Annotated in this window: 21 protein-coding genes; 12 read left to right on the forward strand and 9 right to left on the reverse strand. The window is 44.2% G+C overall.

Going from position 1 to position 21,410, the window contains the following annotated elements; translation table 11 throughout:
• Window positions 1–7: 7 nt before the first annotated feature.
• Together rplM and OMP94_RS09625 are read right to left on the reverse strand one after the other, a co-directional pair.
• A complete protein-coding gene (gene rplM, locus OMP94_RS09620; protein WP_266278076.1) occupies window positions 8–436 on the reverse strand; it encodes a 50S ribosomal protein L13 in 429 nt (142 codons plus the stop codon).
• Window positions 437–523: 87 nt separating this feature from the next.
• Window positions 524–1,321, reverse strand: a complete 798-nt coding sequence (locus OMP94_RS09625; RefSeq protein WP_266278077.1) for an undecaprenyl-diphosphate phosphatase — start codon at window positions 1,319–1,321, stop codon at window positions 524–526.
• Window positions 1,322–1,452: 131 nt separating this feature from the next.
• Between OMP94_RS09625 and OMP94_RS09630 the strand changes: the two genes are divergently transcribed.
• Window positions 1,453–5,310, forward strand: a complete 3,858-nt coding sequence (locus tag OMP94_RS09630) for a DUF3683 domain-containing protein (RefSeq protein WP_266278078.1) — start codon at window positions 1,453–1,455, stop codon at window positions 5,308–5,310.
• Between the two features lie 40 nt (window positions 5,311–5,350).
• On the opposite strand, the gene OMP94_RS09635 is transcribed toward OMP94_RS09630, so the two are convergent.
• From OMP94_RS09635 to OMP94_RS09645, 3 genes are read right to left on the reverse strand one after another with little or no spacing between them, the layout of a single operon-like run.
• The gene (locus OMP94_RS09635; protein ID WP_266278079.1) at window positions 5,351–5,695 is read right to left on the reverse strand and encodes a HopJ type III effector protein; all 345 of its coding nucleotides are present in this window, start codon (window positions 5,693–5,695) and stop codon (window positions 5,351–5,353) included.
• 15 nt (window positions 5,696–5,710) lie between these two features.
• Window positions 5,711–6,376 (reverse strand): nitroreductase, encoded by a 666-nt coding sequence (locus OMP94_RS09640; protein WP_266278080.1) that lies wholly within the window; start codon window positions 6,374–6,376, stop codon window positions 5,711–5,713.
• On the reverse strand, window positions 6,366–6,755 hold the full coding sequence (locus OMP94_RS09645) for a YbaN family protein (RefSeq protein WP_266278081.1): 390 nt from the start codon (window positions 6,753–6,755) through the stop codon (window positions 6,366–6,368). Before OMP94_RS09645 ends, OMP94_RS09640 begins: the two co-directional genes overlap by 11 nt.
• 238 nt (window positions 6,756–6,993) lie before the next feature.
• Here OMP94_RS09645 and OMP94_RS09650 point away from each other — a divergent pair, with 238 nt between their 5' ends.
• The 11 genes from OMP94_RS09650 (at window position 6,994) to OMP94_RS09700 (ending at window position 18,562) form a co-directional block, all read left to right on the forward strand.
• Window positions 6,994–10,140 carry an HD domain-containing phosphohydrolase gene (locus OMP94_RS09650; RefSeq protein ID WP_266278082.1) on the forward strand — a complete coding sequence of 1,049 codons (3,147 nt, stop codon included), beginning with the start codon at window positions 6,994–6,996 and terminating at the stop codon, window positions 10,138–10,140.
• Window positions 10,141–10,192: 52 nt separating this feature from the next.
• Entirely contained in the window at window positions 10,193–11,107 is a 915-nt protein-coding gene (ylqF, locus tag OMP94_RS09655; RefSeq protein ID WP_266278083.1) for a ribosome biogenesis GTPase YlqF, read from the forward strand.
• A gap of 34 nt (window positions 11,108–11,141) precedes the next feature.
• On the forward strand, window positions 11,142–11,657 hold the full coding sequence (locus OMP94_RS09660; protein WP_266278084.1) for a Slp family lipoprotein: 516 nt from the start codon (window positions 11,142–11,144) through the stop codon (window positions 11,655–11,657).
• 113 nt (window positions 11,658–11,770) lie between these two features.
• Window positions 11,771–11,956: a hypothetical protein gene (locus tag OMP94_RS09665; RefSeq protein ID WP_266278085.1), complete on the forward strand. Its 186-nt coding sequence runs from the start codon at window positions 11,771–11,773 to the stop codon at window positions 11,954–11,956.
• Entirely contained in the window at window positions 11,956–12,213 is a 258-nt protein-coding gene (locus tag OMP94_RS09670) for a hypothetical protein (RefSeq protein ID WP_266278086.1), read from the forward strand. The genes OMP94_RS09665 and OMP94_RS09670 overlap by 1 nt, the downstream gene beginning before the upstream one ends.
• A gap of 12 nt (window positions 12,214–12,225) precedes the next feature.
• Entirely contained in the window at window positions 12,226–12,447 is a 222-nt protein-coding gene (locus OMP94_RS09675; RefSeq protein WP_266278087.1) for a hypothetical protein, read from the forward strand.
• A 91-nt stretch (window positions 12,448–12,538) separates the two neighbouring features.
• Entirely contained in the window at window positions 12,539–14,680 is a 2,142-nt protein-coding gene (locus OMP94_RS09680; RefSeq protein ID WP_266278088.1) for a TonB-dependent receptor family protein, read from the forward strand.
• A 109-nt stretch (window positions 14,681–14,789) separates the two neighbouring features.
• Window positions 14,790–15,512: a peptidase gene (locus tag OMP94_RS09685; protein ID WP_266278089.1), complete on the forward strand. Its 723-nt coding sequence runs from the start codon at window positions 14,790–14,792 to the stop codon at window positions 15,510–15,512.
• 40 nt (window positions 15,513–15,552) lie between these two features.
• Window positions 15,553–16,509 carry a hypothetical protein gene (locus tag OMP94_RS09690; protein ID WP_266278090.1) on the forward strand — a complete coding sequence of 319 codons (957 nt, stop codon included), beginning with the start codon at window positions 15,553–15,555 and terminating at the stop codon, window positions 16,507–16,509.
• Entirely contained in the window at window positions 16,506–17,969 is a 1,464-nt protein-coding gene (gene gnd, locus OMP94_RS09695; protein WP_266278091.1) for a decarboxylating NADP(+)-dependent phosphogluconate dehydrogenase, read from the forward strand. Before OMP94_RS09690 ends, gnd begins: the two co-directional genes overlap by 4 nt.
• Window positions 17,970–18,031: 62 nt before the next feature.
• Window positions 18,032–18,562, forward strand: a complete 531-nt coding sequence (locus tag OMP94_RS09700; protein ID WP_266278092.1) for a SixA phosphatase family protein — start codon at window positions 18,032–18,034, stop codon at window positions 18,560–18,562.
• Here the strand turns inward: OMP94_RS09700 and OMP94_RS09705 are convergent, their stop codons facing one another.
• From OMP94_RS09705 to guaA, 4 genes are all read right to left on the reverse strand, one after another.
• Window positions 18,563–18,970, reverse strand: coding sequence for a phosphate-starvation-inducible PsiE family protein (locus OMP94_RS09705; RefSeq protein WP_266278093.1), 408 nt, complete (start codon window positions 18,968–18,970; stop codon window positions 18,563–18,565).
• 108 nt (window positions 18,971–19,078) lie between these two features.
• Window positions 19,079–19,507 (reverse strand): DUF6524 family protein, encoded by a 429-nt coding sequence (locus OMP94_RS09710; protein WP_266278094.1) that lies wholly within the window; start codon window positions 19,505–19,507, stop codon window positions 19,079–19,081.
• A 16-nt stretch (window positions 19,508–19,523) separates the two neighbouring features.
• A complete protein-coding gene (locus OMP94_RS09715; RefSeq protein WP_266278095.1) occupies window positions 19,524–19,799 on the reverse strand; it encodes an acylphosphatase in 276 nt (91 codons plus the stop codon).
• Window positions 19,790–21,367 carry a glutamine-hydrolyzing GMP synthase gene (gene guaA / locus OMP94_RS09720; RefSeq protein ID WP_266278096.1) on the reverse strand — a complete coding sequence of 526 codons (1,578 nt, stop codon included), beginning with the start codon at window positions 21,365–21,367 and terminating at the stop codon, window positions 19,790–19,792. Before guaA ends, OMP94_RS09715 begins: the two co-directional genes overlap by 10 nt.
• Window positions 21,368–21,410 lie beyond the last annotated feature (43 nt).

Below are 21,410 nucleotides of genomic sequence, written 5' to 3' on the forward strand. Positions count from 1 at the left end.
ATATCCGTTAAATTTCCAGCATTTGAGGTTGTTGGGCAACGTGAGGGTGCTCACTACCAGCGTAAACTTTCAGCTTGCTGAACATTGCACGACCCAGTGGGTTTTTCGGCAACATGCCTTTAACCGCAGTTTGGATAACACGCTCAGGTGCTTTATCCAGCTGTTTTGCCAGAGAGATAGATTTAATACCACCGATATGACCAGTGTGGTGGTAATAGATTTTATCTTGCATCTTGTTACCAGAAACACGCAGTTTCTCAGCATTGATAACTACGATGTAATCACCGGTATCAACGTGTGGTGTGTAAATCGCTTTATGTTTGCCACGCAGACGGCGGGCAATTTCGGTCGCCATGCGACCCAGCGTTTTGCCGTTGGCGTCGATGACGAACCAGTCACGACGAACTTCGGCTGGTTTAGCACTAATGGTTTTCATTCCGCGGGTTGCTCCTGAAAAAATACGCAGGCGGTCCAAATAAAGAGGGAGAATATTACGGATTCAGACTGCCACTGTCAACAGCATTTATAGAAACAGCCAAAGCAATATGCCGCCGAGGATGAGCCGGTAAATGACAAACGGCCACATGCCAATGCGTTCAAGTAATTTTAGGAACACTACTATACATAAGTAGGCGCTGATTGCCGAGAACAATGCACCGGTAAATAGTACTGACCAATCCGCTTGTGTTTCAGCGACGATTAATTCGCCGGTTTTTAACATCCCCGCTAAAGTAATTACCGGAATCGCTAATAAAAAAGAAAAACGTGCAGCAGCTTCGCGCGTTAATCCAAGCATCAGACCTGCGGTCATTGTTACGCCACTGCGAGATGTGCCGGGAATCAGTGCTAAGGCCTGGGCAACACCAATAATTAAAATGTCTTGCCAGCGAAGCGTATGTTCATCTCGAACACGTTTACCTTGCCAGTCTGCCCAGCCGAGTAATAAACCAAAGCCAATGGTTGTTGCGGCAATAACGAGTGGGTCGCGCAAATAAACTTCAATAAAGTCGCCAAAAAGGACACCTGTTAAGCCAACCGGAATGGTGCCAAAAATAATTGCCCAAGCCAGTCGACTATCACCAACACGCTGGCGTTGGTGTAACGATGCAAACCAATCATAAATTAATGTGCGCAATTGTTTGCGGAAATAGAAAACAATCGCCGATAAAGTACCAATATGGACTGCAACATCGAAGGCCAAACCTTGATCCTGCCAGTTGGCAATTATGGGCATTAAAATCAGGTGGGCTGAGCTGGAGATCGGCAAAAACTCTGTAAGTCCTTGCAAAACAGCAAGAACAAAAATTTGAATAAAATCCATTGATTTTGGGCTCTATAGTTATTGCCTAATAAAAGGCATGTTATTTGTAAGCCTTCTATTTATCGGCTTCGTGTTAAAATTGGCGATTAATTATTTTATACCATGATTTAACAAGGATTAGCTAAGCCGCTATGTCAAGCCGAATACGCGAAATTCCCTATAACTACACCTCATTCTCAGACCGCGAAATCGTTATTCGCTACATGGGTGAGTCGATGTGGGACATTCTGCAGCAATTGCGTGAACAGCGGAAAACAGGTCGCAGTGCCAAGATGCTTTTCGAAGTGCTTGGCGATATGTGGGTGATTTCTCGCAATCCCTTTATCCAAGATGACCTTGTTGAAAATAGTAAGCGTTGGCAGTCACTTCGCCATGCGTTACATCACCGTTTAGATCAGATCCGTAATCGTGCTGAACAAAACGATAATCAACTGGCGTTGACGTTAGAGCAATCTGCTCGTCAGGCTGTTGAAAAGTTTGAGCGTGACTTATTGGCAACTGCGGAACGTCGTAAACAAGTGATGCGCAAACTGAGCCGTGTGACCAAAAAGCACAATATTAAATTTGATGGTTTGTCTCGCGTTTCACATGTGACGGATGCGACTGACTGGCGTGTAGAGTTTCCGCTTGCAGTTATTACTCCAGATAGTGAAGCCGAAATGGCTGCCATTATTGCGGCGAGTATTGAGCTTGGCTTAACGGTAATCCCGCGTGGTGGTGGTACTGGCTATACCGGTGGTGCGATTCCATTGTCTGCTGACAGTGTCGTCATTAATACCGAGAAACTAGATGGTATTGATAGTGTTGTGTATCGCCAGCTACCGGGGCGTGATGATCAAGTTGCTACAGTGCGAGTTGAGGCCGGTGTTGTAACACGTCGTGTTTCTGACTTGGCTGGTAAGCATGGTCTTGTTTTTGCCGTTGACCCGACCTCACAAGATGCATCGACTATCGGCGGTAACGTTGCGATGAATGCGGGTGGTAAAAAAGCCGTCATGTGGGGTACTGCACTGGATAACCTTGTCTCATGGAGAATGGTGACGCCAGATGCGACATGGATGGAAGTAGAGCGTCTTAACCACAACATGGGCAAAATCCATGATATTGAAACGGCCGAATTTAAAATCAGTCGTTTCCAACCTGATGGTAAAACGCTGATTGAAGAGCCAGAAGTTATTCGAATCCCTGCACGCGAACTGCGTAAGTTGGGTTTAGGTAAAGACGTTACCAACAAATTCTTAGGCGGTCTGCCAGGTATTCAAAAAGAAGGTTGTGATGGTCTGATTACGTCATCAGTCTTCGTTTTGCATCGTATGCCTGACTACATTCGTACAGTGTGTTTGGAGTTCTTTGGTAACGATTTAAGCAAAGCTGTGCCTGCCATTGTTGAGACGAAAAATTACCTCGACGCCAACAAGAGCATCTTGTTAGCAGGTATGGAACATCTCGATGAGCGTTATGTAAAGGCGGTTGATTACAGCACCAAAGCACCGCGAAGTGTTGCACCAAAAATGGTATTGCTGATTGATATCGTCGGTGACGATGAAAACGCAGTTGCTGAAGCTTGCTCTGAGGTCGTTCGATTATCTAATGCCCGTGATGGCGAAGGTTTTGTTGCGGTAAGTCCTGAAGCGCGTGCTCGTTTTTGGGCTGATCGTGCGAGAACAGCGGCGATTGCAAAACATACCAACGCGTTCAAAATTAACGAAGACGTTGTTATTCCGCTTGAGCGACTCTCTGAATACAACGATGGTATCGAGCGTATCAATATTGTTCAGTCAACGCGTAGTAAATTGACGACTGCTGATGCGGTTTTAACCTACCTGCAAAGCCAGCCAAAAGAGCTGAAGAAAATGGCTAAGCAGATGGATGACTGCGCTGAAAATGATGCGATTTTACAGTCAAAAATCGACACGGCCTGTGAACACTTATTGGTTGTTAAGGCTCGCTGGCAGCAGGTTTTAGATAGTCTTGATGCACCTGCGGAAAGCTTGGGTGACTTGCTTTCAGAAGATGCCAAAGCTGCTGTTAATGCTGGGGATACCTTATTCCGGGTGTTACAGCGTCGGGATCTACGCATTTCATATCGCAATGAAGTTGAGAAGCCATTAAAAGAGCTTTTCCAAGGTCAAGCTTTGGAAGCGCTGCGTAATAAGCTTGATGACATTCATGCTGAAAAACGTTCTAGCCGTTTGTTTGTTGCAACACACATGCATGCGGGTGACGGTAACGTTCATACCAATATCCCGGTGAACTCTAATGATTATCAGATGATGCATGAAGCTGAGCTCATCGTTGATCAAGTCATGGCGTTGGCCGACAAATTAGGCGGTGTTATTTCTGGTGAGCATGGTATAGGTCTTACCAAGATGCAATATCTTGATAAAGCGACGATTGATGCTTTTGCTGGTTATAAACAAAAAGTCGATCCCAATGGTCGCTTTAATGCCGGTAAATTATTAGCAGGCTCAGGCTTAGATAATGCTTACACGCCGTCATTGAGATTGTTGCAACAAGAAGCGTTGATTTTAGAAGCCAGTGAACTGGGTGAAATCAATAACGATATTAAAGATTGCTTACGCTGCGGTAAATGTAAGCCTGAATGTACTACTCATGTACCACGGGCAAACTTACTTTACTCACCGCGTGACAAGATCTTAGGTACCGGTCTTATCATGGAAGCGTTCCTCTACGAGGAGCAAACGCGCCGTGGTATTTCCGTTCGTCACTTTGATGAGATGAATGATGTGGCTGATCACTGCACCATCTGTCATCGCTGTGTAAATCCATGCCCAGTTAACATCGACTTTGGTGATGTCACCATGAAGATGCGTGCGGTGCTGAAAAAACAGGGTAAACGTAATGTGAGCTTGGGTACGATGAGCGCCATGGCGTATCTGAATGCCAAAGATCCATTGACCGTTAATTTGATGCACAAATCATTAGTGCAAATGGGGGCAAAAGCCCAGCGTTTGGCACACGGTGCAGCAAAATACCTGGGTGTATTAGCTAATGGTAAGAAGAAACGGCCATTACCTACTACAGGTAAAACACCGATTCGTGAGCAGGTTGTTCATTTTGTGAAAAAACCAATGCCTGGTAATTTACCAACGCAAACTACGCGCGGTATGTTGGGGCTAGAAGATGACAAGATGGTGCCAATCCTGCGTGATCCGCACAAAGTGAATGAAGATTCGGATGCCGTTTTCTATTTCCCTGGTTGTGGTTCTGAGCGTCTATTTAGTCAGGTAGGTTTAGCGACTTTGGCCATGCTCTACGAAGTAGGCGCTGAAACAGTATTGCCACCAGGTTATCTGTGCTGTGGTTATCCGCAAGCCTCTATCGGTGATGATGCGAAAGCGACGTCGATTTCTACGAGCAACCGCGTACTTTTCCATCGTGTTGCCAATACGCTGAACTATATGGATATCAAGACCGTTATCGTATCTTGCGGTACTTGTATGGATCAGTTGTTGAAATATGAATTTGAACAAATCTTCCCAGGTTGCCGGCTGTTAGATATTCACGAATATCTGATGGAAAAAGGCGTCAAAATGGATGGTGTCGATGGGGTTCAGTATTTGTACCATGAGCCATGTCATACGCCGATGAAAACGTATAAATCAACTAACGTTGCTGGCACCTTGTTAGGTCAAGATGTCACCTTGAGTGATAGATGTTGTGGTGAGGCGGGTACCTTCGCGGTAGCCAGACCTGATATCGCAACACAGGTACGTTTCCGTAAGGAAGAAGAAATCACCAAAGGTATTCAGGCGTTAACGGGTGAAGATAAAGCGAAAAATGGCAATGTGAAAATGCTGACCTCATGCCCTGCATGTCAGCAAGGTCTGTCTCGTTACAGTGAAGATACAGGTATTGAGACGGATTACATTGTGGTTGAGGTTGCCAAACATGTCTTAGGTGACAACTGGCATACCGGCTTTATTGAAAATGTTAAAGCAGGCGGTATCGAACGCGTTTTACTGTAAAAGAAAAAAGGGCAACAGCATGATGCTGTTGCCCATTCTTTTATTTGGGGCTTAATGCTTCACCGGCAAAACTAATGCCGTCCCAGCCATGTTTCATAAAGTGGCGAATGTTTTGGTGGTCTTCACCTTTTGGATTTAACAAAACATCCTGACGATAATAATCACCAAAACAAGCCAACGTATGGGCTTCGTTCAAATCATGCAGTAATCCAAACGCAAAAATCTTGCATGAGCCATTATTCTGACCAGCTTGGTTTTCTAAACCTGCATTTTTAAATGCTGTGGGTGAAAAGTCATAATTTTCATCGATGACAGCCATGGTATCGGCGAAGCTAATTTTTGCTGGTGTGTCATTTAGGGTGTCAAGAAAAGTGTCTAAATCCATTTGGTACTCCAAAATTTAGGTAAAGAACCGAGCAAAAGTATCGATATCAACACGCTCAGTTCGGTATTGATTCACTGGTGCATTGGTATCTTCATAACCCAATGCCAGTCCACAGACCAATTGGTTGTCGGTAGGGTAATCTAATGTGGATTTCACAATCTCTGGATATTCTGCAAGCGCTGCTTGCGGGCAGGTTGCTAAGCCTTTTTCAGCGGCGGCTAACATCAAGGTTTGTATAAATAACCCAAGATCCAAATAAGAGCCTGTCTGCATTGGGGCTTCAAGGAAAAACAACAACATGACCGGTGCATCAAAGGCACGATAGTTTGCTGCCCATTGGGCTTGCTGGGCTTCTTTATCACCACGCTCAATTTTTAAACTACGATAAAGTTGTAAACCACAGGTTCGACGTCTATCAATATAAGGCGCGCGCCACTCAGTTGGATAGTAGGCATAATCTGGTTGAGATTGCTGGCCTTGTTTAAACGCGAAAACCATTGCATCGGTTAAACGTTGTTTGGTTTCTCCCTGAACAATAGCAACTTGCCATGGCTGTGTATTGGCGCCAGAGGGAGCCAGTCTGGCAGTATCCAAAAGGTCTTGAATATCTTGTATTGAAACTGCTTTATCGAGAAAAGCACGGCAACTATGCCGCGCTTGCATGAGTTGTTTAATCGTCATATTTAGGTTCGGCAACATCCAGTTTGAGCACAAAGCCTATCATGACTGCAGCAATTGATAGTAAGACTAACTGGTAAATCCACTTGCCCCACAACAAACCAATAGACAAACTGAATGCCATGGCTAGCATGGCGACTGCCTGATATTTGGTGCGTTTACGAACCGTTTTAGTTTGATCCCATTGTTTTAACGGCGGACCAATCCAACGATTATTAATGAGCATAGCGTGGAAACGTGGAGAGGTTTCAGCAAAACAGGCAACGGCTAAAATCAAAAATGGTGTGGCTGGCAGAACCGGAAGTAGTGCAGCGATAAATGCGACGACAACACTCAGCCATCCCAACATAAAAATAGCGTAGTGTTTGATTCTGGCTCGCATCGGATGCCTGTACCTTTAAAATGAATTGGAAAGAAATGCTTTTAAAAGCCAGCCATCGATGGCGTTATTAAAGGTTCATTATACCGGGTTGAGGTCTGACAATTAATGTTGCCGACAAAGAAATGTTTAGCTGGAGTCAGCCATAGCAAGAGACAACGAATTTGTGAACTAGGTCAAGATTGTATTGCACAAGCAAACGCGGTTTAATCAATGAAATTCACCAACAGGCGAGGGCGGCATGGCAATTCCAGTTAAAGGGCGAGGATTTAGGATTTCAATCCGTGCCACCGTCATTGCCGGTTTTTTGATTTCAAGTTTACTGATCGCCTCGGTTGCAATTGGACTTCAGTACTTTTTTAGTAAGACTTTAGCCACCGAATCAACCGCTGCTGTCTATCAACAAACAGCAACGAGTACCCGTGATTATATTGCGGCAGTTGATAGCCGTGCGTCTGCCACAACCCGAATCGTTGCCCAATTTCCAAACTTAGTTTCTGGTAAGAAAGTACCGGATGCTACACGTGTTTTATTTTCTGAGATCATGCAAAGAAACACGATGTTTTATGCCATGTACATAGGACATCGAGATGGCGATTTTTATGAACTAGTAAATTTAGAGGCAAATGAAAATCTGCGGCAACAGTTGCGGGCTAAAGAAAACGACCGGTGGGTGACGATTTCTATTTACGGAAGCGGCGCAGACCGCATGCGTAGGTTTGATTATTATGATGCGGACTTTAATTTACGAAACAGTCGGCAACATCCAACTGACTATAACGCCTCAAACCGACCATGGTTTACCAATGCCAAAGAACATGAAGTTTTTAAAACGGAGCCATACCTTTTTCAACATATTCAGGCGCCAGGCCAAACCTATTCAACAGTCATTCCCGGTACAAACTCTGTCTTAGCGGTTGATATTGCTTTAGCGTCGTTGTCAGACTTTTTCAAAACCCAAGATTTAGGGGATGAAAGTGAGATTTATCTTTATCAAAAAAGTGGCGAAATCATTGCCTCAAATCAAAATGTCGTAGACCGAAATGGTTTGCCAGCAGCAGAACCTTTGACGTTAAGCGATGCTCAGCAAGCCATTGTCGAAAGGAATAAATATTTATTAGTTTCAAACGAAACCAACTGGCCGCCGGTTAACTTCGCTGTAGCTGGTCAACCCTATGGCTATGCGATAGACACCCTTGAGTACATCGCGGAAATGACCGGGTTAGAGTTACGGTTTTTGAATGGTCTGACTTGGCGAGAAATGGCCGCGATGTTTGTCAGTGGTGAGTTAGATGTGATTCAGCCGGTATATGACAATCCATACCGACGGGCACTAGGCGAAATGACAGAACCTTTCCTTGATTTATCTTATGGACTGGTGACCCAGCAAAATATTCAGGCGAGTAGTCTCAATGATTTAACGGGTAAAACCGTGGCTATTCCTGAGGGCTGGTCGTTAATTGAAAATGTTCGTGAGAATTTCCCAGAGATTACCGTTATCGAAGTGCCTTCCGTGAGAGAGGCTATGTTGGCCGTTAGGAATGGTCATGCTGATGCGGCGATGGACAGTACTGCCATTTTGCAATACACCGCGGAACAATATTTCTTTGGTGATTTGGTTGTTCATACCGATATTGATTTATCGTCTGTAAATTTGCCAACAGCATTACACTTTTTAATTAATAAAGATAAACCGGGGTTAGCTGAGGTTTTCAATTTAGCATTAGAAAATTTAGGGGATACCCAACGGCAGGCTCTGGCGGAAAAGTGGCTCGCTGCTGATGGCAGTGGTTTGAATGCCGGTGCAGTGCCTTATGCTGAATTATTAGATGAAGCTAATCTGCAAACCCATACCACGCTGCAGACGATGACGCTGAATGGTGAAGAACATTTTGTTTACATTCAGCCGATGACCGACAGCGCTGATGAAACAGAGTTTTTTACTATCATTACTCCCGTTGCAAATGTATTGGCGCCGGCATTAGAAAAAGTACAACAATCGATCTGGGTGACGGCATCTATCTTATTGTTATTGCTTCCAGTGAGTTGGTTGTTTGCATCACCGATCGTCCATGCTGTGCGTAACCTTGCGCTGGATAGTGAGCGAATCAAACAACGTCGATTTAGTGAGGTAGAGCAGGTTAGAAGTAGCATTGTTGAAGTCAGTGATTTGGCGACATCAATGATGGCGATGTCTCATTCCATTGAGGAACATGAGAAATCTCAAGAGTCTTTAATGGAAGCGTTTATCGAGCTTATCGCACAAGCGATCGACGATAAATCCCCATACACCGCAGGACATTGTGCTCGGGTACCAGAGCTTGCTTTTATGCTTGCTGAAAAAGCCGAGCAAAATCACGATGGTCCGTTTAATAGCTTCCGATTTAGAGACGAAACGGAATGGCGAGAGTTTCGTATCGGGGCTTGGTTACACGACTGCGGCAAAATTACCACGCCAGAACATATCGTTGATAAAGGCACCAAGCTAGAAACCATTTATAACCGTATTCATGAAGTCCGAATGCGCTTTGAAGTGCTTTGGCGTGATGCTGAGATTACGTATCTGGAGCGCTGTGCCGAGATGCCAGAAAAACAACAAGAATTTCTCGCTGAGCGTGATGCTAAACAGCAACAGTTACAAGCCGATTTTGCCTTTGTTGCACAAAGTAATGTCGGTACCGAGTCGATGAGTGATGAAGCCATTGAGCGTTTGAAATCTCTGGCATCAATCACTTGGATACGCCATTTTGATGATCGTTTAGGTTTGTCGCCGTTAGAGGAAGACAGCTTTGACACGCCAGCGGCAAGTCTGCCGGCAACCGAGCAATTATTAATTGATCGGCCTGAGCACTTGATTGCTCATGAACATAGTATCGAGTTCGATCCTGCATTAGGGATCACCATGCAGGTGCCTGAGTATCGTTATAACCTAGGTGAGCTCCATAACTTAACGGTTCGTGCGGGAACATTAACGCCAGAAGACCGGTTCAAGATCAACGAGCATATTATCAGTACCATCAAGATGCTTGAGAATTTACCGTTCCCGCCAGAGCTTTCGCGCGTTCCACGCTATGCTTCAACCCATCATGAAACGATGATCGGGACAGGCTATCCGCGTGGTTTGACTAAAGATGACTTGTCGATTCCTGAGCGGATTATGGTGCTGGCGGATGTTTTTGAGGCTTTAACAGCAGCAGATCGCCCATATAAAAAAGCTAAGCCTGTCAGTGTGGCGGTGGACATCTTATATAAGATGGTTCAACGCGAGCATGTTGATCGTGATGTGTTTGAGTTGTTCTTGAGAAGTGGTGTCTACTTACAATACGCAAAACGATTTTTGCCACCCGAGCAAATTGATGACGTTGATATCAGCCAGTATTTAAGCTAATTACTGCCAGCACCGTATAATAAACCATGATTTACGTATTACAGGTTTAGGCATGGCAATTCAGTGGTTTCCCGGACATATGCATAAAGCCGGGCTGGAAATTAAAAAGAAGCTTCCGGAAATCGATTTAGTTATCGAAGTCCTTGATGCGCGTATTCCGTTTAGCAGTGCCAACCCCATGCTAAGTAAGCTGCGTGGTGATAAACCTTGCATCAAACTGCTGAATAAAACGGATTTGGCTGATCCAGAAATGACGGCTACTTGGCAGCAATACCTTGAACAAGAGCAAGGTGTGAAAACACTGGCAATTAGTGCACAGCAACACGACTGCCGTCAGGTAATTTTACAGTTGGTCACGGAAATGCTGCCCGATGTGACTAGTAGCGTTAGAAAAATTCAGGCAATGATTATGGGTATACCGAATGTAGGTAAATCCACATTAATTAATACGCTGGCAGAGCGCCAAATTGCCAAAACAGGTAACGAGCCAGCCATTACCAAAATGCAGCAACGTATTAAAATCGACAATGTCATGGTGCTTCACGATACCCCGGGGGTGTTATGGGGCAACCTTGAAAATCCTGGTACTGGTTATCGTTTGGCAGTATCTGGTGCGATTAAAGAAACTGCATTTGAGAATGAAGATATTGCCCTCTACGCAGCAGCTTATTTATTAAAACAATATCCAGAAGCACTGCAACAACGCTTTAACCTAGATACCTTGCCTGAGAATGAAACAGCGCTTTTAGAAACACTTGCGGTTAAACGCGGTTGTTTGCGTGCTGGCGGTATGCCGGACTTAGAACGTATTAGTAAAATTTTATTGACCGAACTGCGAGCTGGTAAATTAGCGCCAATTACGCTGGAAACACCACAAATGATGGAAACAGAGTTAGTGGAATTGGAACAAATTCGTGCAGAAAAGGCCGAAAAGAAAGCACTACGTAAGCAAAAGAAAAATCGTTAATCATCATTAACGTCACCAAATAAGGGGAGTCGCGATGAGATTCATGTTATTGCTGATGTTGGCGGTATTGTCGGGCTGTACTGTTAATACAACGTCTATTCATCACTCACCAACACCCGATATTCAGTTAACACAGGTAATCAGTGCGCCGGATAGCTATGTTGGCCAGCAAATTCGCTGGGGTGGCATGGTTGCTGAAGTACGCAACCTTGAACAGCAATCTGAGCTGACCTTAGTCCAATTTCCACTGACACGATATGGTAATCCCATAACCACAGGCCGAAGTGTCGGTCGATTTGTGGTCACAACGAAAAACTTTTTGGATCCGTTAATTTACCAAGAAGGTGTTTTAGTAACCGTTGTTGGTACGATTGAGGATGTGATTACACGACAGATCGATCAAAAATCCTTGCCTATTCCCGTTGTGAACATGACTGATAGTCAAGTGTGGCCAGACAAGTATGGTGATCGTCTGTATCCATATAATCCTAAACACGATGCGCCATTTCGTGGTTATGGCTATTACGGCACAGGCTCATATTCGCCTTAACTCTTAGCATCTTCCTTCTATATCTTCATTTCTAAATGAAAATGATTTGCATTTAGATTAAGTAATTACTATACTGCATCTCAGCTGATTGCTGACCGTTGAGGTGACGCCCGATGCAGTTCAACAAACCGACTTCTCACAGCCAGGTAATTCACCTGGCATTTAGCCAAGACCGGCTGGAAATGCTGATCCGTCAGGGTAAATTGCACGCCGCAGATTTCAATTGTCTCGATTCTTCTTCCAAACACAGTGTATGGAGCATGTTGTTAGCCGCTGCGGCTAGTCGCATGAAAAAGTAATGATGACATCAACCAATCAAGATAATTGGGCTGCACAGCTATTACTGAGTGCAAATGCCCAGCTAGAAAATCATTATCGCCAACAAGCTAGTGCCTGTCTGGCATTACAGATTGCGCGTAATTATCGATTACTGACCGAACAGGATGAGCATCCGCTTAAACAACAATTATGGGAGTCATTAGCAAAACGCTGGTGGCTTAGTTACCAACTTCATCGTGGGCATTTGGCCCATTGCGATGTAAGCGATTTAATCTGAAGAGGTGTTTTTATGGAACAGAATAATACTTGCCAGCCAGAGACCATTTTTAGCTCGCCAGGCTGCGATGTGCAGTATTGTCCAGACTGTCAGATGGTGCATTTAAACATGGGCGCATTAACACTGCGTATGACGGAGCAACAATTTGCCAACTATGCCATTGATATCAGCAAAGCGATGTTTTCAATGCGCCAACGTGAGTCTGGCATGCAGGGCATGCGGGTGATGATGTAAAACGGTTAACGTAATTTAACAATCTAGATTGTAGTGATAACGATTATTATTTAGAATATGCTTTTTTTGTCTTATTCCGGCAGGCGAAACCATGATCCAAAAGAAACTTGTTGCAGCTATGGCAGCTGTTACACTCAGCAGTGTTGCTTTCTCAGTTAGTGCTAATGATGTCCAAGCTCTTGATTCTGTGACTGTAATAGGTAGTGGCGAGGCAGCCAGAAGCCTGCCTGGCTCAGCTTATTATGTTGGTAACGAACAGTTAACAACAGAAGCAACAACCGATATTAATCAGGTAATGAAAACCGTTCCTGGTGTTTACATCATGGAAGAGGATGGCTTAGGTTTACGTCCTAATATCGGTATTCGTGCTGCTGCGCCAGAGCGTAGTTCAAATATCACCTTGATGGAAGATGGTGTTTTGATTGCGCCAGCACCCTATTCGAATCCTGCAGCATATTACTTCCCGACCGCAATGCGTATGCACTCTATTGATATTCTTAAAGGTGCACCGTTACTTCGTTATGGGCCTCAAACGGTTGGTGGTGTTGTTAACTTAGTTTCTACACCAATTCCAGATCATCACAGTGGTCGAGCTATGTTTATGCTCAGTGATGAAGGTTCATTTGATACGCATGCCTATTATGGTGGTAAAGAAGGCGGTTTTGGTTATTTACTAGAAACGGTTCAGCGCAATAACGAAGGCTTCAAAGATATTGATCGTAGTGGTCGAGATTCTGGTTTCGAAATCCAAGATTATGTCGGTAAGTTATCTTGGGAAGATGAGCGTAACAAAGTGTTGTTTAAGTTTCAGCGTTCTTTTGAAGATTCAAATGAAACTTATGCTGGTTTGACTGATGCAGACTTTCGCCGTGATGAAAATCGTCGTTATGGTCTGACATCTATCGACAACATGGATAATGACCACACCGGTGTAAATCTAAGTCATACATTCAAGTGGAGTGATAGCTTCAGTTCAAATGTGACTTTGTATCACAACGAGTTTAATAGAAACTGGTTTAAGTTTAACAACACGGGTAACTTAATTGATGCAGCTAACAATGGCGATGCCAATGCGCAGGCAGTTTTAGATGGCACTCAAGATTACGCAGGTCTCCAGTACAAAAATAATAACCGCGAATATGATTCATACGGTGCCCAATTAAATTTCAATTGGTTAGTTGGTGCGCATGACTTTAACTTTGGTGTGCGTCAGCATTTTGATGAAACTGATCGTTTTCAACCTGTTGATACCTATGATCAAATTAATGGTCAGTTAGTTTACCAAGGCACAAATGCCAGCACTGTCAGTGGTGGTGACAACCGTCTTGAAGAAGCTCAGGCATTGAGTATGTGGATTACGGATAACTTCCAAGTTACCGAGCGTTTATTATTAAGTGCTTCGTTGCGAATGGAAGATGTTGAAACAAAAGAACGTCGCTACACAGATCCAAGCCGTTCAGAAGTTGTTGAGGGTAGCCGAATTGATAATGATTATCGTGAGTTCTTGCCGGGTATTTCAGCAACCTATGATCTGACTGATAACTGGCAAGTTTTGGCTGGTTATCACGAAGGTATGATTCCATTAAGCGCTGGCTCAACTGATGGTGATAAGCCAGGCTTAAGTGATAACTACGAGCTTGGTCTTCGTTTCCAACAGGGCGTTTTCTATAGTGAAGCGATTGGCTTCTATTCGGACTTCAGTAACTTTGTCGAACAATGTTCAGTTGCCTCACCATGCAGCAATGGTAATGACTCAGGTTCATTCAGTGTTGGTGGTGCCAAAGTCAAAGGTCTTGAGCTGCAAGTTGGTACATTATTTACAGCCGGTAACTTCCTGATCCCTGTTGATTTGTCTTATACCTACACTGATGCTGAAACAACCTCTGGTGATGAGTATGTTAGTGGACAGGATCTGCAAAATATCCCAGAAAATATTTTCAGTGCTCGTATTGGTCTAGAGCATAGCAGTGGTTGGAATAACTATGCTGTTGCTAAATATATCGACGAAACCTGTGTTTCTATCGGTTGTAACGATACTAATAGTCGCTTTGACCGGACTGACGCACTATTTACGATGGATCTCATTAGCCGCTATCAATTTTCTGGTGGTCCAGAAGTATTTGTTAAAGTTGAAAATGTATTCGATCGTCAGGAAATCATTGCTCGTCAGCCATTTGGTGCGCGTCCAAACATTGAACGCACAGTTTATGCCGGTGTCATTGTCGACTTTTAATAAAAAGATATTAAATGTTTGAAAAAAGGGGAGCTTGCTCCCCTTTTTTTATGCCTGGATCCGGTAAGATTGCAGGGCAAATTTAGGATGTTTGTTTAGTAAGGGCTTTATGAGATTGTTAGCGAATCGTTTGCTGGTAAGACTACTGCAAGTATTGATTGCAATAGCCGTGCTGTTTTGGCTTGGCTCAGCTATTTTGCTGAATCATGAAAAAACACTAGGTTTAGATAAAATGAAAGTCAGCTCAACTTGGCTGAAAAAACATTACCAGATCGGCGAATTGCAAAGTGACCAAGCCTTTATTCTTGAGGGGCATGTGATTGTTGCCGTTGAGCAGCAGTTGTATATCAATGCCAAGCCATTAATGAGTTTGCCAAGACCGCTTATTGGTGCCGTTGCCTTAGAACATATTCTGGCTTTAGCTACCGATGATGCGCTCATTCTTATCAGTAAGGATGGAGAATATATTGATACATTAGGTGCAGCTGCTGGAATTCCACCTGAAATCCAAAATATTGGTGTTCACTATAATGAGCCTGTTCTTCAAACGCGTAATGGCATGTGGCGAGGCAATTTCCTCTTAGACCGTTGGGAGCTTATGTCTTTACAAGGCGTCAGTTGGAGTCAACCTGAAACCATGCCAGCTGCAAGTCGAAAAGCAATGGAAGTGCAGCTTTATGGTGATGGTGTGTCTGTCGGTCAGATTTTACGAGATATGCATAACGGTGATTTGTTGGGCTATCTTGGACCCTGGTTACTAGATATTTGGCTGATAGTGTTGTTAGTCCTTGCATTGCGGGGTATCTTTGGAATACTAGGCAAGTCACATTAAGGAGACTGTGGCATGATGCAGGAGTATTCAGGAGGAAACCTTGCGCACTGCTGATTTTCCATTTCTACCCAAAGATTTTATTGAGACAGCAGAAGGTCTGATCTTCGCTGTTATCTCGTATCATCCCCACGATAATAAAGTAGGTGCTTTCCTGCGTTATGTTAAGACCGATGGTCGTTGGCAGAAAATTGATACTGATGCTGCCAACCGATTACTAACGCGTCACTACCCACAATATATCTACCACTCTGGACAATTTGATGCCGCATTTCATGCCGTACCAGCCCAAGCTATTCTTGTTCACCACCAACCTGAAAATAAACTACAAAAGCTCTTGGATGTAGAGCCTGCAGACCTGCTGACTGAAAAGCTGCATCAGTTAGTCAATATCCTCACAGAATCAGGTGTTGAACTTCAACATTTAGGTATTACTGGCTCGATGCTGATAAGTCAGCAGCGCAATGATTCAGATATTGATTTGGTGGTGTATGGCCGAAAAGCATTTCATGATGTGAGAGAGGCGGTTAAAAAAGCTATCGATGCTGACAAGTTGCAGCCACTTGATGAAATCTTGATGCAGGATAATTTCCAACGCCGCAGTAGCAGCCTGGATTTCGGGACTTTTGCCTGGCATGAACAGAGAAAATATAACAAAGCTGTCATTGATGGCAGCAAATTCGATATTGGTATGGTCTGCTTAAGTGATGAGCTTGAAGTAGAACATCGACATTTTATGAAAAGAGGCAGTCAAGTCACTAAAGCCCAAGTGATTGATGATCAATATGCCTTCGACTTCCCTGCGCGTTACTTAATCGATCATCCGCGTACACCGGAAGTGATTTGTTTTACGCATACCTATGTGGGACAAGCGTTTAAGGGTGAAATGATAGAAGTCGCCGGTGCTGTTGAGTGTGATAACGCCGGTTCTTGTCGAATTGTCGTGGGGTCATCCCGTGAAGCGACTGGTGAATATATAAAGGTGTATAAAGAATCATGACAGCGATCGAAAAGAAGCAGGCCGATATCGGTTTGGTTGGCTTGGCCGTAATGGGCCAGAATTTAGTGCTTAACATGAATGATCATGGCTTTACCGTTTCGGTTTATAACCGAACAGCAAGTAAAGTCGATGATTTTATGGAGGGGCCAGCCAAAGGCACTAATATTCTAGGCTTTCGTGATCTCAAACCTTTTGTTGAGTCGTTAAAACCTCCACGTCGTGTCATGTTGATGGTAAAAGCCGGTCCAGTTGTTGATCAATTTATTGAGCAGCTTGTACCGTATTTGGATAAAGGCGACATCATTATTGATGGTGGTAATTCACTGTTTAATGATAGTGACCGTCGTACCCACGAGCTTCATAAAAAAGGCATTTTGTTTATCGGCAGTGGTGTCTCTGGTGGTGAAGAGGGTGCGCGTTTTGGACCATCATTAATGCCTGGCGGTAACCATGCAGCTTGGCCGGCGGTTAAACCGATTTTTCAGGCAATTGCTGCGAGTGTTGATGATGAGCCTTGCTGTGATTGGGTTGGTAATGACGGTGCGGGTCACTACGTCAAAATGGTTCATAACGGCATTGAATATGGTGATATGCAGCTTATCTGCGAAGCCTACCAAATGATGCGTGAAGGTCTTGGAATGTCAGGTGATGACATTCAGCAAGTGTTTGCTGAATGGAATGAAGGCGTACTGGATTCATATCTGATTGAAATTACCCGCGACATTCTGAAGGTTAAATCAGCAGACGGTAATTTACTGATCGACAATATTCTTGATACTGCAGGGCAAAAAGGCACCGGCAAGTGGACGGGTATGAATGCCCTAGACTTAGGCATTCCATTAACTCTGATTGGTGAAGCCGTATTTGCACGTTGCTTGTCAGCTCGTAAAGATGAGCGCGTTACCGCATCGAAAAAACTACCTGCGCTAGCGAATAAATTCGATGGCAATACCCAAGAAATGGTCGATGCTATTCGTGATGCTCTATACGCGTCAAAAATTATCTCTTACGCACAAGGTTATATGTTGATGCGTGAGGCTGCCGCTACTTATGGCTGGGAGCTAAATTACGGTGGTATTGCTTTAATGTGGCGTGGTGGTTGTATTATCCGTAGCCGATTCTTGGGCAATATTCGTGATGCCTTTGCACGAGATCCTGAGCTTGAAAATCTGCTGCTAGATGACTTCTTCGTTGAAGCGATTACCGATGCCTTACCAGGCTGGCGTAAAGCAGTTGGTTTGGCGATTAGCCTCGGCGTTCCTGTGCCGACCTTTAGCAGTGCATTATCATTTTATGATGGCTATCGTAGTGAACGTTTGCCAGCAAACTTATTGCAAGCACAACGTGACTTCTTTGGTGCCCACACATATGAGCGTCTTGATAAACCACGTGGTGAATTTTTCCATACTAACTGGACTGGTCGAGGTGGAGACGTATCAGCATCAACATATGATGTCTGATTGTCTGAAATAAGTTTTAGGGCGCTTCGGCGCCCTTTTTTATTAAGGAATTTCAGCGAGAGATGACTGACAGTAGAAAGCTAATATTGCTCCGTCATGGTAAAGCCACGTGGTTATCAGAATTTGATGACTTTGAGCGTCCATTAACCACGACAGGAGAAAAGCAATCTAGGCTTGTGGGGGATTGGTTGAGGGGACAGGGCATACAACCCAATTATTGGTTAGTGTCTGCGGCAAGAAGAACGCTCCAGACAGCTGATATTGTTCGTTTAAGAATTGGTCAGCGGAAGCCTTTAAATCGTGTTACTGAAGGTTTGTATCTTGCTGAAGCTGAGTATCTTGAACAAGCCATTAGGGAAGTGCCTGATACGGTTTATTGTTTGATTCTGGTGGGGCACAACCCAGGAATTGGTGAGTTGTTATTAGAGATGGCGGGGGAGCAGTTGAACCAATTTTCACTTTCCCCTGAATTAATGTGGCCAGCGACGTTTGCTATGTTCGACGTCGCTGGCCCGTGGTCATCTTTTAAGGAGAATACCTTAACGCTTACTGAGCTTGTTCACGGTAAGGTATTAGCCGAAAAACAACCTTAACTATTCAGCGTGTTTGTCCGCTTTTTTATCAATTAAATTGGTTTTGCAATAATGGATCACGATGATTGATAAACCCAGCAGCAAGATCGCTGAAGAAATACCCAAAATCCGCCACGTATCGATATTCTTCATATCTAGAATCAAGTAGCGTGCTAAGGCAACAATACCGATGTAAAGCGGTATCTTAATAGGCAGTTCGCCTGACTCGTAATACACCGCCACCATGGTCAGTACTTCAAGGTAAATAAACAGTAACAATAAGTCAGTTAGTAATACGGTGCCGTTATCAATCATAAAGTTGATTTCAATACCCACAGCTACTAACGTTGCAATCGCTACAATGATCAAGCCGATATCCTGGGCTATAGCCAAACAATGGCTTACCCATGTTTTAATTTTATGTGTCATGAAATTTATAACCAGAATTGTAAAGCGGAGCTGAATAGTAGCAGCTATTTTTGGCAGTGAGTAGTCTCAGAATCCAGAAGAAATTAAGCCAAAAAATTCTGGTGATAGTTACTCATCGACGTCATCGACGTCAGTTTGACCCGACAAACGACGACGAATATGTGACCAAGACATGCCAACCGCAAGTACTGCAGAGGTTAAAAATAAGACGATATAAGTTAAAACAGAGAAGCGGTCGATACCTAATAAACCAAGGTCAACCAGCCACCAGATGATGATGGCAAAAAAGGTAAATGCGAGGATTAGACCGAAGCCACCTAATGAACGTAAAGTCGCACGAAGGTAGATTGTCCAACCAATCAGCAAAATGACACTAATCAGGGCGAATGGTGGGCTGACAGATAAGTCTGCACGAGAGAAAATCTCGCTAGCCCAGTGGTAATAGCTCAAACCACTTGGATTGTAGGTGACAAATACCAGCAATAACGCAAAGATAAATCTCAGTAAGAAACCCTGACTATTAAATTTTTGCGCCATCTTCTGCTCCGTTGCTTTAGCGAATCTCAAATCCGGTCAGGTTACTATTCATCGCAACCGGTTGAGCGATAACTTTGCTGACAGCAGCATGCTCTGGACCTTGTTCTGTCCAATTTTGTAAATTTTGCAAGGCAGTATCTTCGCCTTGAGCAAGGATCTCTACTCGACCATCTGGCAGGTTTCTGACCCAGCCCTGTAATTGCAGTGCTTTGGCTTGCTGTTCAGTTGCTGCGCGGTAACCAACGCCTTGGACTTCCCCATACACTAATAGGTGTTTACTGCTTATTCCCATTCAATGGTACCTGGTGGTTTACCGGTGATGTCATAAACAACACGAGAGATGCCGGTCACTTCATTCACGATACGACGACAAACATGATCAAGGAAGTCATATGGCAAATGTGCCCAACGAGCGGTCATAAAGTCGATAGTTTCGACTGCGCGTAAAGCAACCACCCATTCATAACGACGGCCGTCACCAGTAACACCTACTGATTTAACCGGCAGGAATACGGTAAATGCCTGAGAGGTTTTGTTATAGAGGTCGTGCTTGCGTAATTCTTCAATAAAGATGTTATCGGCTAAACGCAGAACGTCAGCGTATTCTTTTTTGACTTCACCCAAAATACGAACGCCAAGACCAGGACCTGGGAATGGATGACGATAGACCATGTCATGCGGTAAGCCGAGCTCAACACCTAGTTTGCGAACTTCATCTTTGAAAAGCTCACGTAGCGGCTCAAGCAGTTCTAGCTTCATGTAATCAGGCAGACCACCCACATTGTGGTGTGACTTGATGACGTGCGCTTTACCGGTTTTTGAACCTGCAGACTCGATAACATCTGGGTAAATGGTGCCTTGTGCTAACCATTTAGCTGAACTTAGTTTGTTAGACTCTTCTTCGAAGATATCAACAAATAAATTACCAATGATTTTGCGTTTTTTCTCTGGATCGTTTTCACCAGCAAGCGCGTCCAAGAAACGTTGCTCAGCATCAACACGGATAACTTTAACGCCCATGTGTTCAGCAAACGTCGCCATGACTTGATCGCCTTCTTGGTAACGGAGCAAACCGTTATCAACAAAGACGCAGGTTAACTGTTCACCGATCGCTTTATGTAACAGGGCCGCAACTACCGATGAGTCAACACCACCTGACAGGCCTAAGATGACTTCATCAGTGCCGACTTTTTCACGAATAGTATTAATGGCATCTTCAGCGATATTGCCTGGCGTCCAATCTGCTGAACAACCACAAATTTCGTGAACAAAACGTTCGATAATTCGCTGACCTTGGCGTGTATGGGTGACTTCTGGATGGAACTGAACGCCATAGAAACGCATGTCTTCATTAGCGATACCCGCAACAGGGCATGAGTCTGTTGAAGCCATCAACTTAAAGCCTTCCGGCATATCGACAACACGGTCACCATGACTCATCCAGACATCTAACATGCCAAAACCTTCTTCGGTGACATGATCTTCAATATCTTTTAGCAGGTTACTGTGGCCGCGCGCTCTTACTTGCGCATAGCCATATTCATGGTGGTCTGAGTTTTCAACTTTACCGCCCAATTGAGCTGTCATGGTTTGCATGCCGTAACAAATACCTAATACCGGCAAACTCATTTCAAAAACGCATTGTGGGGCAACTGGTGCTGCTTCGCCAGTTGTGGAATCAGGGCCACCAGATAAGATAATACCTTTAGGATCAAACTCACGAATCTCGGCTTCTGATATTTCTGGATCACGCAGTTCACAGTAAACACCAGCTTCGCGAATACGGCGGGCGATTAATTGTGTGTACTGCGAACCAAAATCTAGGATCAGAATGCGGTGGTCGTGAATATTGCTGCTCATAGCGCTCTCTTACAAACAATAAAAACGGCTCCTTGCGGAGCCG

Source organism: Methylophaga sp. OBS3 (genome assembly GCF_026319325.1).
Classification (GTDB): Bacteria; Pseudomonadota; Gammaproteobacteria; order Nitrosococcales; family Methylophagaceae; genus Methylophaga.